This window comes from Mesorhizobium sp. M0633 (genome assembly GCF_040320645.1).
Lineage (GTDB): Bacteria > Pseudomonadota > Alphaproteobacteria > Rhizobiales > Rhizobiaceae > Mesorhizobium.
Map to the genome: position 1 here is coordinate 1 of NZ_JAMYQC010000063.1, position 13,521 is coordinate 13,521.

General features: G+C 59.7%; 16 protein-coding genes. 6 read left to right on the plus strand and 10 right to left on the minus strand.

Annotation, left to right across the window (positions count from 1 at the left end):
• From groEL to NKI47_RS33525, 5 genes are all read left to right on the plus strand, one after another.
• Positions 1-1,145 (plus strand): chaperonin GroEL (groEL, locus tag NKI47_RS33505; protein ID WP_352595813.1); only part of this gene is annotated, 1,145 nt, incomplete at its 5' end.
• Positions 1,146-1,168: 23 nt separating this feature from the next.
• Entirely contained in the window at positions 1,169-1,378 is a 210-nt protein-coding gene (locus NKI47_RS33510) for a hypothetical protein (RefSeq protein WP_352595815.1), read from the plus strand.
• A gap of 47 nt (positions 1,379-1,425) precedes the next feature.
• Positions 1,426-1,611: a hypothetical protein gene (locus NKI47_RS33515; RefSeq protein WP_352541461.1), complete on the plus strand. Its 186-nt coding sequence runs from the start codon at positions 1,426-1,428 to the stop codon at positions 1,609-1,611.
• Positions 1,612-1,758: 147 nt separating this feature from the next.
• On the plus strand, positions 1,759-1,953 hold the full coding sequence (locus NKI47_RS33520) for a hypothetical protein (RefSeq protein WP_352541462.1): 195 nt from the start codon (positions 1,759-1,761) through the stop codon (positions 1,951-1,953).
• A gap of 77 nt (positions 1,954-2,030) precedes the next feature.
• A complete protein-coding gene (locus tag NKI47_RS33525; RefSeq protein WP_352541463.1) occupies positions 2,031-2,213 on the plus strand; it encodes a hypothetical protein in 183 nt (60 codons plus the stop codon).
• A 537-nt stretch (positions 2,214-2,750) separates the two neighbouring features.
• Here NKI47_RS33525 and NKI47_RS33530 read toward each other — a convergent pair.
• From NKI47_RS33530 to NKI47_RS33575, 10 genes are all read right to left on the minus strand, one after another.
• Positions 2,751-3,575, minus strand: a complete 825-nt coding sequence (locus NKI47_RS33530; protein WP_352595817.1) for a 3-methyl-2-oxobutanoate hydroxymethyltransferase — start codon at positions 3,573-3,575, stop codon at positions 2,751-2,753.
• Positions 3,576-3,717: 142 nt separating this feature from the next.
• Positions 3,718-4,497, minus strand: a complete 780-nt coding sequence (locus tag NKI47_RS33535; RefSeq protein WP_352595818.1) for a TIM barrel protein — start codon at positions 4,495-4,497, stop codon at positions 3,718-3,720.
• A 6-nt stretch (positions 4,498-4,503) separates the two neighbouring features.
• Positions 4,504-4,812: a MocE family 2Fe-2S type ferredoxin gene (locus tag NKI47_RS33540; protein ID WP_352595821.1), complete on the minus strand. Its 309-nt coding sequence runs from the start codon at positions 4,810-4,812 to the stop codon at positions 4,504-4,506.
• A gap of 11 nt (positions 4,813-4,823) precedes the next feature.
• Positions 4,824-5,783, minus strand: coding sequence for a sugar phosphate isomerase/epimerase family protein (locus tag NKI47_RS33545; RefSeq protein WP_352595824.1), 960 nt, complete (start codon positions 5,781-5,783; stop codon positions 4,824-4,826).
• Positions 5,780-6,784, minus strand: a complete 1,005-nt coding sequence (locus NKI47_RS33550) for a Gfo/Idh/MocA family oxidoreductase (protein ID WP_352595827.1) — start codon at positions 6,782-6,784, stop codon at positions 5,780-5,782. Before NKI47_RS33550 ends, NKI47_RS33545 begins: the two co-directional genes overlap by 4 nt.
• 86 nt (positions 6,785-6,870) lie before the next feature.
• On the minus strand, positions 6,871-7,716 hold the full coding sequence (locus NKI47_RS33555; RefSeq protein WP_352595830.1) for an ATP-binding cassette domain-containing protein: 846 nt from the start codon (positions 7,714-7,716) through the stop codon (positions 6,871-6,873).
• Between the two features lie 122 nt (positions 7,717-7,838).
• Positions 7,839-8,858, minus strand: coding sequence for an ABC transporter permease (locus NKI47_RS33560; RefSeq protein WP_352595841.1), 1,020 nt, complete (start codon positions 8,856-8,858; stop codon positions 7,839-7,841).
• Positions 8,858-9,997 (minus strand): ABC transporter permease, encoded by a 1,140-nt coding sequence (locus tag NKI47_RS33565; RefSeq protein WP_352595833.1) that lies wholly within the window; start codon positions 9,995-9,997, stop codon positions 8,858-8,860. The genes NKI47_RS33560 and NKI47_RS33565 overlap by 1 nt, the downstream gene beginning before the upstream one ends.
• 5 nt (positions 9,998-10,002) lie before the next feature.
• The gene (locus NKI47_RS33570; protein ID WP_352595844.1) at positions 10,003-10,947 is read right to left on the minus strand and encodes a sugar ABC transporter substrate-binding protein; all 945 of its coding nucleotides are present in this window, start codon (positions 10,945-10,947) and stop codon (positions 10,003-10,005) included.
• A gap of 113 nt (positions 10,948-11,060) precedes the next feature.
• Positions 11,061-12,104, minus strand: coding sequence for a sterol desaturase family protein (locus NKI47_RS33575; RefSeq protein ID WP_352595836.1), 1,044 nt, complete (start codon positions 12,102-12,104; stop codon positions 11,061-11,063).
• Between the two features lie 188 nt (positions 12,105-12,292).
• On the opposite strand from NKI47_RS33575, the gene NKI47_RS33580 reads away from it, so the two are divergent.
• Complete coding sequence (locus NKI47_RS33580; RefSeq protein ID WP_352595839.1) at positions 12,293-13,327, plus strand: LacI family DNA-binding transcriptional regulator; 1,035 nt, start codon at positions 12,293-12,295, stop codon at positions 13,325-13,327.
• Positions 13,328-13,521 lie beyond the last annotated feature (194 nt).

Below are 13,521 nucleotides of genomic sequence, written 5' to 3' on the forward strand. Positions count from 1 at the left end.
ACAAGGTCGGCAATGACGGCGTTATCACCGTCGAGGAAGCCAAGACCGCCGACACCGAGCTCGAAGTGGTCGAAGGCATGCAGTTCGACCGCGGCTATCTCTCGCCCTATTTCGTCACCAATGCCGAAAAGATGCGCGCCGAGCTGGAAGACCCTTACATCCTCATCCACGAAAAGAAGCTCGGCAATCTGCAGGCGCTGCTGCCCATCCTCGAAGCCGTGGTGCAAAGCGGCAGGCCGCTGTTGATCATCTCCGAGGACGTCGAGGGCGAAGCGCTGGCGACTCTGGTCGTCAACAAGTTGCGCGGCGGCCTCAAGGTCGCGGCCGTCAAGGCGCCGGGCTTCGGTGACCGCCGCAAGGCGATGCTGGAAGACATCGCGGTGCTGACCGCAGGCCAGATGATCTCGGAAGATCTCGGCATCAAGCTGGAGAACGTCACCATCGAGATGCTCGGCCGCGCCAAGCGCGTGCTGATCGAGAAGGACACCACCACGATCATCGACGGCGCCGGCACCAAGGCGACCATCGAAGCGCGCGTCGCTCAGATCAAGGGACAGATCGAGGAAACCTCCTCCGACTATGACAAGGAAAAGCTGCAGGAACGGCTGGCCAAGCTGGCGGGCGGCGTTGCCGTCATCCGCGTCGGCGGCGCCACCGAGTCGGAAGTCAAGGAAAAGAAGGACCGCATCGACGACGCGCTGAACGCAACGCGCGCCGCGGTCGAGGAAGGCATCGTCCCGGGCGGCGGCGTCGCTTTGCTGCGTGCCAAGTCGGCGCTGAACGGCCTGAGCGGCGCCAATGCCGATGTGACGGCAGGCATCTCGATCGTGCTCAGGGCCCTTGGAGCGCCAATCCGGCAGATCGCCGAGAATTCCGGCGTCGAAGGTTCGATCGTCGTCGGCAAGCTCGCCGACAGCAAGGATCACAATCAGGGCTTCGATGCCCAGAACGAGGTGTATGTCGACATGATCAAAGCCGGCATCGTCGACCCGGCAAAGGTGGTGCGCACCGCGCTGCAGGACGCGGGCTCGATCGCCGCCCTTCTGATCACCGCCGAAGCGATGATCACCGACATTCCGGCTCGGGATGCCGCACCGGCAGTTGGTGGTGGCGGCGGCGGTGGCGGCGGCAGCATGGGATACTGAGACCTTGGCGTCCGGAGAAGCCCGTGCGTGAGCCGACGCTGCTTCCGGTATTCGGCAGACTTGGGGTCAAGCCGCCGGTCGGCGTTGCGGCCACGCCGGGCAGGAGAATGAAGAACGGGGTACCCCGCATGCGGGAGGGCATCTCACGGCACGGGGGCCTGGCTTTGAAGGTGTGCGTGGTGCTGTGGACAGTCGTTGTCCTGGCGGCAGTCTTTGTCATTGTGCAGGCCTGAACCGATCGACACAAATTGGTGCCGGCGAAAATGAATAGGACGCGACTATGGCAAACCGCTACGCGTTTCGCATGGACCGCCCGGACAGCTGGACCGTTTTCGACGTTTTCACCGGCCAGCCCGCCGAGTCCGATCACAAGATCATGGTCGGCATCAATGCCGGCGAAGCGGACGAGATGGTCGGCCGGCTGAACGATGAAGACGCCAAGCGGCGGGAACAGGCCGGCCGCTGAGCTAGCACACCGGCGAGCAAATTCGCCGGAATGATTCGCTAACCACCTGTGCGGGGCGTACAGTCCGTTGTCGCCGGCCACAGAACAATGGGCACCGGCGCTTGAGAGCGTCCATCGTACTCCCGCCCCCTCGATGGGAGCCGCATTATGGACAACGATCAATCGGCCGATGTGATTTCGACTTTTGACTGCAATATCCTGCGTGACGCGTTCAGAACATCGGTCATTGAAAAGCAGATCCCCGAGGATCAGTGGCAGGCATACGCCGCGCTTTTGATCCGCGACTATACCGGCAACTCCGATTTTAATCCGGCGTTGCTGGCCTGGATCGTGCGACCGTAATTTTATCGCCGTGCAAGGTGCCGGGGCGGACAGCCGCTCCGCGCTCTCTTTCATTTTTGCCTAAAAGGACAATAAGCATGAGGTACATGAAAACTCCGGACGCTCCGGCCATACCGGTCAAGCCAATCGTCGAAACTGGAAAAATCCTGTCGAAGCGGCTGACGATCAGAAGCGACGAAGCAACAAGACGAAAGTCCGCCGACACCGACGGCACGGTGCGGCGGGCGCGTCAAATTGCGGAAAGCAACCGCCTGATTTGATGCCCCTATGTCCCTTTGGACAAAACCCGGACATCATGCAGCCCAAGCCGATCGTCAGCTTTCAGGAAGTCGCAAGAACTGATCTTCTACGGCCGACCTGCGCCCGAAACTCTTCGCGAAAGCAGAAAGTCTGCCTTCAGCATGATTGGATTAGAAAGAAGACCTTTACACCCAGCGTAATCTCGACCGGCTTGCGCGTTACCTCGGTTGTGTCTGGTTCCGTCGACTTAGGAGATGATTTCGGAAGCAGTTCTGCATTTCTTTGAAAGACCTGAAGCCAAGGCGCGGAGCGAGGCGAGATAACGTTGTCGTTGACACTTTGCATCGGCGTGCGATCGACGCGGCATTCTCGAAAGCAACGTAGTCTGGCTCCGCGAACATCACGCGAGCGAGAGTTTCCAACTTCGCCGGAAGGATCAGCTCCCTCTTGGCAATCAGCATTTTGAGTTCAGCAAGCGTTGGCGCCTTCGTGTTGCGGACTTCGACTTGACTAACACCCGCTCGTGAGCAATCCGGATAGCCCCGCACGCATGGTTGTCATCCTTTGGCTGCTCGCATGAAGCTATCGAAGTCAGCGTCCCCAATCGGAACTGTATGTTCGTAATCGGGATACCGGCCAGAATCGACGTGGGCTTTGTATTCCCTGAACGCCGCCACGCGCTCGTCTTGCATCTTCTGCAGCTCAGGGCCGAGGTTTCGGTAAACCTTTCCGTGCCGCGGCTTATGGTTCTTGCCATAGCCGCAGACATCCTCTGTGAAGAGGTATTGCGCATCTGCATGCTTGCCGGCGCCCATGCCAAGCATCACCAGCGACGAGTTTTCGGTCAGGAATTTCGCCACCCGGTCGGGCACGACTTCCAGTTCCGCCCCGAAGACACCGATCTCCTCGAGTTTCTGGGTGTGCCGCCAGAGGCCAATTGCTTCTTCCGCGCTCTTTCCGACTGCGCGCCAACCCGTCCAGGTGATGTACGAAGGGATCAGGCCGATATGCCCAACGACTGGAAGGTGGTTGTCGCAGAGCACCTTCTGGATGTCGTAGGACGCGGAGCAGTAGAAGGCGTCGCCACCAATGCCGGCGAAGTGGAAAGCCGCACGCAGATAGTCTTCTGCCGTAGCGAGCGGACGGCCAGCAAAGCTGCCCCAACTGCCGTATGGAAGGCCGACCTGTACGAAACAATCGCCGGCTGCCTGTCGCATTTCCTGGTCAAAGTATCTGCCTTCGATGGAGAGCATGTGAATGCCTGCCGCGGCAGCCGCGGCTGCCTCGTCGGGCGTGCTGACGAAGAGCATGGATATCTTCTGTCCATTCCTCTTCATCTTTCGGATATCCTCGACATGAGGACGGTTGTGATACATGCCCATAATCAGCCTCCACTACAGGTCAGGTGAACTTGAAAGGAATCTGCGAGCGGCGCTCGGATCGGAAGCATGGTCGGACAGCTGCCACACTCGCTCATAACGCCCGCACCCACATCGCACCTTTGATGACCGTTCCCGGCATAGCTCAAACCGTAAAAGCCCGCCGAAAAGCGTCCAGCGCCGCCTCTGGATCGTTTTTAGCAAAGGCTTCCAAACCCACCGGCCCGCGGTATCCCATGTCGAACAGAGCTCTCGCGATGTTGGGCCAGTTCATCTCGCCTGTTCCCGGCTCGCAACGACCTGGATTATCGGCCACCTGCACCTCGCCGATGAAGGGCAGGCATTTCTGACACCAACGCACGATATCGCCCTCGCCGATCTGAGTATGATAGAGGTCGAGATTGATCCGCAGTTGGGGTCTATTGATCGATGACACCAATGCCAGCACCGCTGCCGTCGAGCCGAAGGGGCAGCCCGGGTGGTCAAGCAGGTTCAGGTTTTCAAGCGTGAAGACGACATCTTTGGCCTCGGCCATGTCGCAGATACGGTTCAAGGTGTCCCGCGCCTTCAGCCACATGGGACCGGTCTCGACTTCGGACTTCACGATAGGAATACCGCCTTCGCCGAGACCGGTGCCGTGCAGGTTGAGCCTGGCAATCCCGAGGCGCTTTCCGACTCTTGCGGTCTCCAGGGCGGACTTCAAGAGCATGTCGGCGCCCTCGTCGTCGGCGAGCCTGCCGTCGAGATAGCCATTCATGATCGTGAAGGTCGCCCCCGACTTCTCGAGCGCTGCGAGGTCATGGTCCGGCCAATTCCACAATCCGACGCCGAAACCCATCTCATGCAGACGTGCGACGCGCCAAGCCATCGGACGATCAAGCCAAAGCATCTCGGCGCAGGCGGCCAACTGGAAGGGTTGGCTCATGACGGCTCAAACCTCGACCATGACGCGGCCGTTCTCGACCTTCGTCTCGTAAGTTTTGAGGTTCTCGCAGGCCGGGGGCGTCTCTACTTCGCCAGTCGTGAAGTCAAAAACGGAAGCGTGCTTGGGGCACTCAACCGTATTACCCATGACGAGACCGTCCGCGAGGTGGATCTTCTCATGCGTGCAAAGCCCGTCTGTACAATAGTATTCATCCGCGTTGTTGCGGAAGATCGCGAACGTACGGCCGCCATTCTCGAAGCGCTTGGCTTCCTCGGCTTCGATTTCGTCAGCGGCACAAGCGTCAACCCAGGGCATTGAGTCTCTCCTCAGATATCTTGCGGTTTGAAGTCTGCGGGAGCGGACGGCATCACGCCCTGGAGCAGCGCGACGGACTTTTCGAGCCCCTCCAGCGAATTCAGAAGGACGTCTTCGTGCTCGATGGAAAGCCAGCCGTCATAGCCAGCCATCTTGAGTCGATAGCAGAACTGTCGCCACCACTCCTCGCCGTGCCCGAACCCAAGCGTAATGTAGCTCCAGGACCGTGCCGGAATGTCCATCAGGTTGCCATTCTCAAGCAGCGAGGTCGCTGCCTGGACTGGCCGGTTCAGCATCGTGTCCTTGGCATGGACATGATAAATGGCCGCGCCCAGCGCTTCGGCGGCGGCGAGGGGATCAGCACCCATCCAGAACAGGTGCGACGGGTCCAGATTGGCGCCCACGACAGGCCCGACCGCTTCTCGCAGTTTCAGGAGCGAGGGCACATTGTAGACGCACTGATTGCCATGGAGCTCGAGCGCGATGCGATCGACGCCGTTTTCCTTCGCCAGGGCCGCGATCTCGGTCCAGAACGGGATCAGCTTTTCTTCCCATTGATATTTAAGGATGGTCTGCGTTTCCGGCGGCCAGGACGAGACGACCCAGTTCGGCATGCTGTCACTAGCGCTGCCGGCCGGCAGACCACTCATGGTGCAGACGGTGCGAATGCCCATCTCGCCGGCCACACGGATCGTGTCTTTCAACCCTTGGCCTTGGGCAGGATCGGTTGGGTGCAGCGGATTGCCGTTTGCGTTGAGGCTTATGATCTCCAGGCCGCGTTCCTCGAAGGCTGCAGCAAACCGCTTCTGCGCGTCCCTGTTACCCAGCATGGACGAAAGCCGAAGATGCGGGGCGGTCGACCAGCCGCAGGTGTTCACCTCGATGCCGGATACCCCCATGCGCTGGGCATAATTAAGCACCGCATCGAGCGGCAGATTGCCGAGACTGTCTGAAACGAAACCCAGCTTCACGCGTAGAACTCCGGCTTTGCAATCATCTGGACGGGCGTACGACGGGCTTGCTTCAGCGCTACCACGCCGGCCTCGGCAACGACGGCGGCGCAGTAGCCGTCCCAGCAGTCCGAGGCGGTCGCGGGGAACTCACCAGTCATGACGAAGCGAAGGAAGTCGCGGTTCTGGCGGCGATAGGCATCGTAATAGCGGGTGCGCCAGTCGGCGTCGTAGTTTGTGCTTTGGGTAAGCGCTGACTCCGTGCGGGTGTAGGCAACGTTGTTGGTTGCCACGGCGCCGTTCTCGCCAATCAGCTCGGCGCGGACGTCATAGCCGTAGGCGGCGTTGTTGTTGATCTCAATGTTGACGAGCTGCCCGTCCACCGTTTCCAACACCATGAAGACAGGTGCGACACGCGCGTCGGAACGGCGCGGCTGGAATGCGGAGATGGCAGCATATTCGGTGCCGAGCACATATCGCACGACATCGAATTCGTGCGGGGCTGAATTGGTGATAGCCATCGCGCCGGTAAAATCGGCCGCAGGTGTTTCAACATTGCGATGGAAATTGTGCATCATCAACGCCCGGCCGAGAAGACCATTATCGAGCGCTTGCTTCATTTCCTGATAGGAGCGGTCGTAACGCCGCATGAAGCCGAGCTGGACGAATTTCGCCCCCGCTTTCTGTTCGGCTTCCATCACCGCGATGCAGTCAGCCGATGATTGTGACAGGGGCTTTTCGCATAGGACGCGCTTGCCGGCGGCAATGCAGGCCATCGAAAGCGGCGCATGCGTGAAATCGGGGCTCGCAATGATCACGGCGTCCACGTCTTGCCGGGCGATGGCGCCCTTGGGGTCGGTGGCAATGTCGAAGGCGCCGCACGTGTCGGCGACGCGGCGAGCCCGCTGCTCATCCATGTCGCAGACCAATTGGAGCTTTGCGCCCGGCAGCTCCTCGGCGACTATCTTGGCATGATCGGCGCCCATCAAGCCGGCGCCGATCACTGCAATGCGGATTGTCATCTCAGTCCTATTCTTTGCGTTTCGAATTTACGGGGCAGCGGCGCGCCGTGATGCGCAGCCGACTTCCTGGGGCCTCCAGGGAAGGTCTACGGAGCGGCTGATCCCTCCACCACCTGGAGTGATGGCGGATGCCCCTCATGCTCGGCTATGTAACCCTCGACCTTGGCTTCCAGGTCGGCCATGGTCTCGCCGCCAGCCATCAGATCCGTAATCTCCTCGCGGGACTTTTGGCCCTTGCGGAAATCGGCGGCGATGGCGCCGCGGATCAGCACCGCGAAATGATCGCCGACCGCCATGGCGTGCATGACCTGGTGGGTGATGAAGACCACAGCCAGGCCGCGCCTCTTCGCCTCATTGACGATACGCAGCACATGCGAGGCCTGCTTGACGCCGAGCGCCGCGGTCGGCTCATCCAGGATCAGCACGCGCGCTCCAAAATACACGGCCCGCGCAATGGCAAGCGACTGGCGCTCACCGCCGGACAGCCCCCCAACCAGGCGATCACCATCATCGATGCGTGTGATTCCGAAATCCCGTACCGCTTTCACCGCGATCTCGTTGGCGCGCTTGCGGTCGTAGATCTTGAACGGCCCCCAACCTTTGGTCGGCTCGAGGCCAACGAAGAAAGATCGCCCGATGCTCATCAGCGGGAAGGTGCCGCCGAACTGGTGCACTGTGGCGATTCCTTGTGCCTGGGCCTCCCGAGGTCCAGAGAAGGTAACCGGCTGACCGTCCATCAGTATCTGGCCGCTGGTGGGTTTGTGGACACCGGCGAGCGTTTTGATGAGGGTCGACTTGCCGGCGCCGTTGTCACCGAGCAGACAAAGCACTTCGCCAGCGCGCACCGTCAGCGAAATATCGTGCAGGACGTCGATTGGTCCGAAGGACTTGTTGACGTTTCTCAGTTCGAGAATGGCAGGTTTATCGTTCATGGCGGGCTCATCTCCCATCTGCGATCCGGCTGGCCTGACACCGTTGATAGGCGAGGAAATTGACGGTCGATGCTCGTTGATCGATGCGAGCCCATTGCTTGGCTGCGGTAGCAGATCATTTTTCATGGGTTTGCTGGCTCCCGCGGCACGCTTCGCTCGCGCCGCGGCCTGAAATACAGAGCCAGGTCGCGGAAGGACTGGTTCATCATCACCGCCACCAGAAGCATCACGCCGATGATCAGGTTCGACCAGTTCCGGTCAATCTGGGTGAAGTAGATGCCCTGGCTGACGATGGCGAAGGTGATGGTGCCGACGAAGACACCCACGACCGACCCGAAACCACCGGTCAGCAGCACGCCGCCCACGACCACGGACACGATGGCGTTGAAGATAAAGCTCATGCCACCGGAGACCTGGGCGGAATTGAACAGGATCGCCTGACAGATCCCGACAAAGGTGGCGCTGACTGCGGACAACACAAACAGCGCAATGGTCACGCGGTCTGTCGGAATGCCGGCGTTGCGGGCGCTGACGCGGTCGCCGCCCATTGCAAATAGCCAGTTCCCGTAACGGGTCTTGTGCAGAACGAAGCCTGTGATAGCAGCGAAGGCGACCCACCAGATTATGATGACTTGGTGACTGCCGCCGATCAACTGGCCGAAGAGGAATTTGGCCCAATCCGGTGCGGTCAGGGCGACGCTGGCGTTACCGGTCAGAAGCACCGAAGCACTGAGCACCACCCCCTGCATGGCGACCAGCGTGGCCAGAGTAATGATGAGCGAGGGCACGGAGGTACGGATCGTCAGCAGACCGTTGACCAGGCCTACCGCCACGCCGACTGCCAGCGCTCCAGCTATCCCTACCCCTATTGGCAGTCCGTAGTAACCGGTGAGTATGGCAGTTGTCATCGAACCAACTGGGATCAGAGCGCCGATGGAAATGTCGAGTTCACCTGAGATCATCAGCAGCCCGACGGGAATGGCGACGATGCCGAGATTGGCCGCGAAATTGACCCAACTCGCCGCTCCAACGAGCGTACCCAGATTGGCGCCGCCGAATAGAACGAAGAACAGCACCACGCCAATAAGACTGAGGATCGAGCCGGCTTCGGGACGGCGCAGCACGGATTTGATCACGTCCATCACGGCTGCTTTCCTCTCTTCGAAGAATAGCTGAGTGCCAATTGCCGGAAGGTGTCGTTTGTCAGCACCGCGATCAAAAGAAGCGCGCCGATTATGATGCTTCCGATGTTGGGATCCAGGCTGGTGAAGTAGATGCCCTGGTTCACTATCGAGAAGGTAATCGTGCCAAACACGATGCCAATGATCGAGCCGAAGCCACCCGTGAGCAGAACGCCCCCAATGACCACACACATGATGGAATTGAAGATAAAGGACTGACCAGCCAGAACCTGCGCGCTCTGATAGACCATCACCTCGCTGACCCCGACGAAAGCGGCACTGAAGCCGGATAGCATGAACAGACCGATGGTCAGCCGTTTGGTCGGAATGCCAACGTTGCGCGCGCTTTCCTTGTCGCCACCGAGTGCATAGATCCAGTTGCCCAGGGGGGAGATGTGCAACAGCCAGAACAGGCCAATCACGAACAGCACCCACCACAGGATCGTGACTTGGAACATGCCCCCGAGATAGTCGCCGAAGATTGCCTTGGTAAGCGGGTCTGGCACCAGTGACACGCCGGTGCTGCCGGCGATCTTGACGGTGAGACCTAGCGTCAGGCCCATCGTGAGGAACATGGTGCCGATTGTGATTATGAGTGACGGGATGGTCGTTCTCGTCACGAAGAGCCCGTTGAGGAGGCCGACAGCGAGGCCGAGGCCAAGCGCGGCCGTTATGCCAAGCCAGTCGGGCAGCCCATAGTGACCCGAGATGATGGCAGCGGTAAGCGACGCTGCGGGGATCCCGGCGCCGACCGAGATGTCAAGTTCCCCGGCGATCATCAGCAATCCTATCGGCATGGCGATGATCCCAATCTCGGACGCGATGTTCAACCAGCTGGCCGTACCGGCTGCCGATAGGAAGCCGCTTCCGCCGAACAGGCCAAAGAAAAGCAGAACCGCGACCAGGCCGAGGAACGAGCCCGACTCTGGTCGACGCGCCAGCCGGCCGAGGGCGAGTCCGGACCGCGTGGGGTCCGCCGCCTGGATCGATGTGGAAGTCACGGGATGTGCCATTGGGTAATCCGCGAGCGGGCGGCCAGCCACGATGAGGCCGCCGCAGGGAGATGGAATGGCCGCCCCCGCGAGGGCGGCACTGAACAAAGGGGCTATCGCGTCCCGGCTTTCACACCAGCGATGGTGGCATCTACGGAAGCCTTGTCGATGATGCCGGGTCCAGTCAGGATCTCACGAGTGGGCACGGTGAGGCCGTAGTTTACATTGCCGTTCAGGATCGCCACGGCGAGGTAGCCCTGCAGGTAGCCCTGCTGATCAATCGCGCAGGCCTGTTTGCCATCCTTGATGTTGTTCAGGATCGTCTCGTCGAAGTTGATGCCGCAGAGACGAACCTTATCACTTTTTCCGGCCTGGGTGAGGCCGTTCATGGCGGAGTTGGCGTCAACGTTACCGATGGTGAACACGGCGGTCACGTCCGAGTGCTGCAACAAATAGGCCTTCACAGCCTGCGCAACAGCTGTAGCTGAACCGAACGACGTGGCGGGCAAGGGCAACACGTCGGCCTCGCCGCCGCCATTCTTCATTCCCTCTTTGAAGCCACCACAATAAGCTTCGATGTTGGCGGCACCCGGGAGGGTGTTAATGCAGACACCTTTCTTGCTGCCGGCTTTGGCCAGGTACTCGCCGCCCGCGACGCCACCCTTGTAGTCGTCAGAGCCGACGTAGTTCAGCGCGCCGAGGCGATCGGCCGCCTTCAACCCGCCAGCATTGTAGATGACCAGCGGAATGCCGGCATCCTTGACGGCCTTGAACGCAGGATCCATTGCTTCTGGCACCCAGTCCGGACCGACAATGGCATCGGCTTTCTGGTCGATTGCCTGCCGGATCAGCTCGGCAGCGTCCACACCCAGATTGTCATAGTTCTGGGGACCGAGCCAGGTGACCTTACCGCCCTGGGCCTCGACCACTTTGCCGGCGTCTTCGGCGCCCCGCTTGACAATCGACCAAAACGGATCGTCCGGCTTGCCGCCGATCACGAAGATGTTGGCGGCAAGTGTCGCCCCGGTGCTGAATGCAGTCAGAACCGTTGCCGATATGAGTGTCTTTAAAAGCTTCACAGTAGTCCTCCCAGGTTTCACCCGCCCTGCAGGTGTTCAAATTAAGTTCTGCTGCCCCGCGCCCTCTCCTCTTAGGCGCTGATGCCTTTCCGTCACTCCGCCGGCATACCCGAGCCTGCGCCACGGGCTTGCTGCCTGGCGCGTAGCTTCTCTTTCTTTTTGAGGAAGCGCGCCTTCATCGCGTCGTCGGCCTCCTTGCTGCCGTCGTGCCAGGTGCCGAACAGCTTATCGAGCGGCACGAGACCGTCTCCGCCGTAGTTCACCTCGAAGTACTTGTGGTGCAGGTAATGCACATAAGAATGGCTATCGAGATTCATCTTGTCGGTCAGTTCGAACGTTTCGAAGCCAAGATGACCGTTGACCGCGCCAAACCCGGCGCCGTGCAGCGTGAAATAGGCGCAGACCGGGTTGGATGGGATCAGCAGGTGCAGCCACGCCTCGGCGTGATACAGGAAGCCTTCCACGGGGTGCATGGAAAGAGACGACCATGGGCTCGGGTTGATCGAATTGTGGTGGACCGAATGCACCCACTTATAAAGGGGAGGCCAATGGATCGCGCGATGCAGCAGAAAGAAATAAACCTCGTGCACAAACGGTCCGATCAACACCAGGAAAGACAAGTAGAGCCAATTGGTCGTCCAGGGCAGCCAGACCGCCCAGCTGTTGGCGTAGACCCATAGCATCACGATCTCGACCACGGTCCACAGCGGGATGGTGACAAAGAAAGACCGCAGGAAATTGTCTAGGTTCTGGCGCTGGAACCAGAAAACGTCGGACGGCACATCAGACGGAAATTTCGCATTGTATTTGAAACGCGTCCCCTGCCGGCGATGAACGTAGAAGCGCAGCTCGAAGAAGCCATAAAACAGGAAAATGCCGGCGGCGTTCAGACCGTAAAGCCAAAAATAGTTGAGCAGCGACAAGCTTGCCAGGCTCTGCCAGTTCGGGATGAGAAAATTCACCCAGAGGAGCGATGTGGCGATGTGGAAAGCATTCCACGGCCAAAAAAATTCAGGGACCCAGGCGATGACCTTTCTTGCATTGAACGGACGATGCCACAACGGCGCCGGTTCGGCGCGGCGGTGCGGCGCCCAATTGCCGCGCTTGTCGCGTGTCCCATACTGAAGGTCATCCATCGTAACAGCACCTCCGTGCTCGGATCAGTCTTGTGCGTGTGGGCCCAGCCGCCGGAGCCCTCATCAGATCAGACCAGCTGGCACGTTTCATATCGGAGGGTTGATATTTGTAGTAGTCGAAAATAATATCAAAATGACATTTGTGTCATTTCGGCTCAATCATCATGATACAAACGAAGGTGAGGTTCATGACTCGGCCGACAATTCGCGATCTCGCTATCGCCGCAGGCGTATCCACAGCGACGGTAAATAGAATTCTGAATGGGACCGTTTCCGTGCGCCCGAAAACTATTCAACGCGTTCAAAGCGCTGCGGCAGAAATAGGATTCTACGGCATCGGTGCGATTGACAACCGAGCCCGTCAGCTATCACCACAGTACCGATTGGGGTTCCTGCTGCAGCAATCGACCCGTGACCTCTATCAGCTGTTCGGAAAGAAAATCGTTGCCGCCTGTCGCGATCGCCGGGACGAGGTGATCGAGCCGGTTATCGACTTTGTGGATTTGCTGACACCGGAGACAATCTCGAGCCGCCTCGTCGCGCTCGGCGAGTCGTGCGACGCTGTCGCTGTAGTCGCCGCAGATCATCCGATCATTGGCCAAGCCATCCGTTTTCTGAAGGAGATCGGGAAACCCGTCATCTCTTACATTACCGACCAATCAGCGCCGGAACGAGCGGCGTATGTAGGCACCGACAACTGGAAGCTGGGGCGCACCGCAGCCTTCCTGATCACCCAGACCACACATGGCCCTGGTCGCATTGCGGTGTTCATAGGGAACCACCGCTATCAATGCCAGGACGTCGCAGACGCCAGCTTCCGGTCCTATTTGCGCGAGCATGCTCCGCGGCTAACAGTGGAGGAAAGTCGCCCGACGCATGAGGAATCGAGTGAGGCGTACCGCATGGTGGCCGAGTTGCTGAAGGCGACTGACGACCTTGTGGGCATTCTGATCGTCGGCGGCGGAATAACCGGCGTCCTCCGTGCGCTAAGGGAGGCAACTCTCGAAAAGCGGTCGGGGATCAAGCTGGTTTGCCGTGATATTGGACCCGAAACCCGAAAGGGACTGTCTGAAGGGTTGATCACTGCAGCTCTCTGTCATCCGCTCGACGCAACCTCGGCCCTTCTCGTTCAAACCATGATTGATGTCATTGGACCACAAGCACCGTTCGCCACCCTTCAGCGGTCAATTCCATTCGAAATAGTCACGCCGGAAAATATCTGAGGCAAATGTCAGCTAGGGGTCGCCCCTTCGGGCGTTCTGCGACCCCATCAGAATGTCCGCTTTCAGCTCACGCGCAAGCCGACCTCAACGTCCGACATTGTGATGGGTTTCGGATGCCGGCCGTCTACTGAGATGGCGTGGCTCGAGGCCGGCGTCCGGAAGCCTCCAGGGAAGGAACCCGCGGGGTGGAGATT

Excerpts from the sequence above, each read along its gene's own strand:
- NKI47_RS33535 (WP_352595818.1), bottom strand. The coding sequence starts at position 4,497 with ATGAGCCAACCCTTCCAGTTGGCCGCCTGCGCCGAGATGCTTTGGCTT.
- NKI47_RS33540 (WP_352595821.1), bottom strand. The coding sequence starts at position 4,812 with ATGCCCTGGGTTGACGCTTGTGCCGCTGACGAAATCGAAGCCGAGGAA.
- NKI47_RS33555 (WP_352595830.1), bottom strand. The coding sequence starts at position 7,716 with ATGAACGATAAACCTGCCATTCTCGAACTGAGAAACGTCAACAAGTCC.
- NKI47_RS33560 (WP_352595841.1), bottom strand. The coding sequence starts at position 8,858 with ATGGACGTGATCAAATCCGTGCTGCGCCGTCCCGAAGCCGGCTCGATC.
- NKI47_RS33525 (WP_352541463.1), top strand. The coding sequence starts at position 2,031 with ATGAGGTACATGAAAACTCCGGACGCTCCGGCCATACCGGTCAAGCCA.
- NKI47_RS33520 (WP_352541462.1), top strand. The coding sequence starts at position 1,759 with ATGGACAACGATCAATCGGCCGATGTGATTTCGACTTTTGACTGCAAT.
- NKI47_RS33515 (WP_352541461.1), top strand. The coding sequence starts at position 1,426 with ATGGCAAACCGCTACGCGTTTCGCATGGACCGCCCGGACAGCTGGACC.
- NKI47_RS33550 (WP_352595827.1), bottom strand. The coding sequence starts at position 6,784 with ATGACAATCCGCATTGCAGTGATCGGCGCCGGCTTGATGGGCGCCGAT.
- NKI47_RS33580 (WP_352595839.1), top strand. The coding sequence starts at position 12,293 with ATGACTCGGCCGACAATTCGCGATCTCGCTATCGCCGCAGGCGTATCC.
- NKI47_RS33530 (WP_352595817.1), bottom strand. The coding sequence starts at position 3,575 with ATGGGCATGTATCACAACCGTCCTCATGTCGAGGATATCCGAAAGATG.
- NKI47_RS33575 (WP_352595836.1), bottom strand. The coding sequence starts at position 12,104 with ATGGATGACCTTCAGTATGGGACACGCGACAAGCGCGGCAATTGGGCG.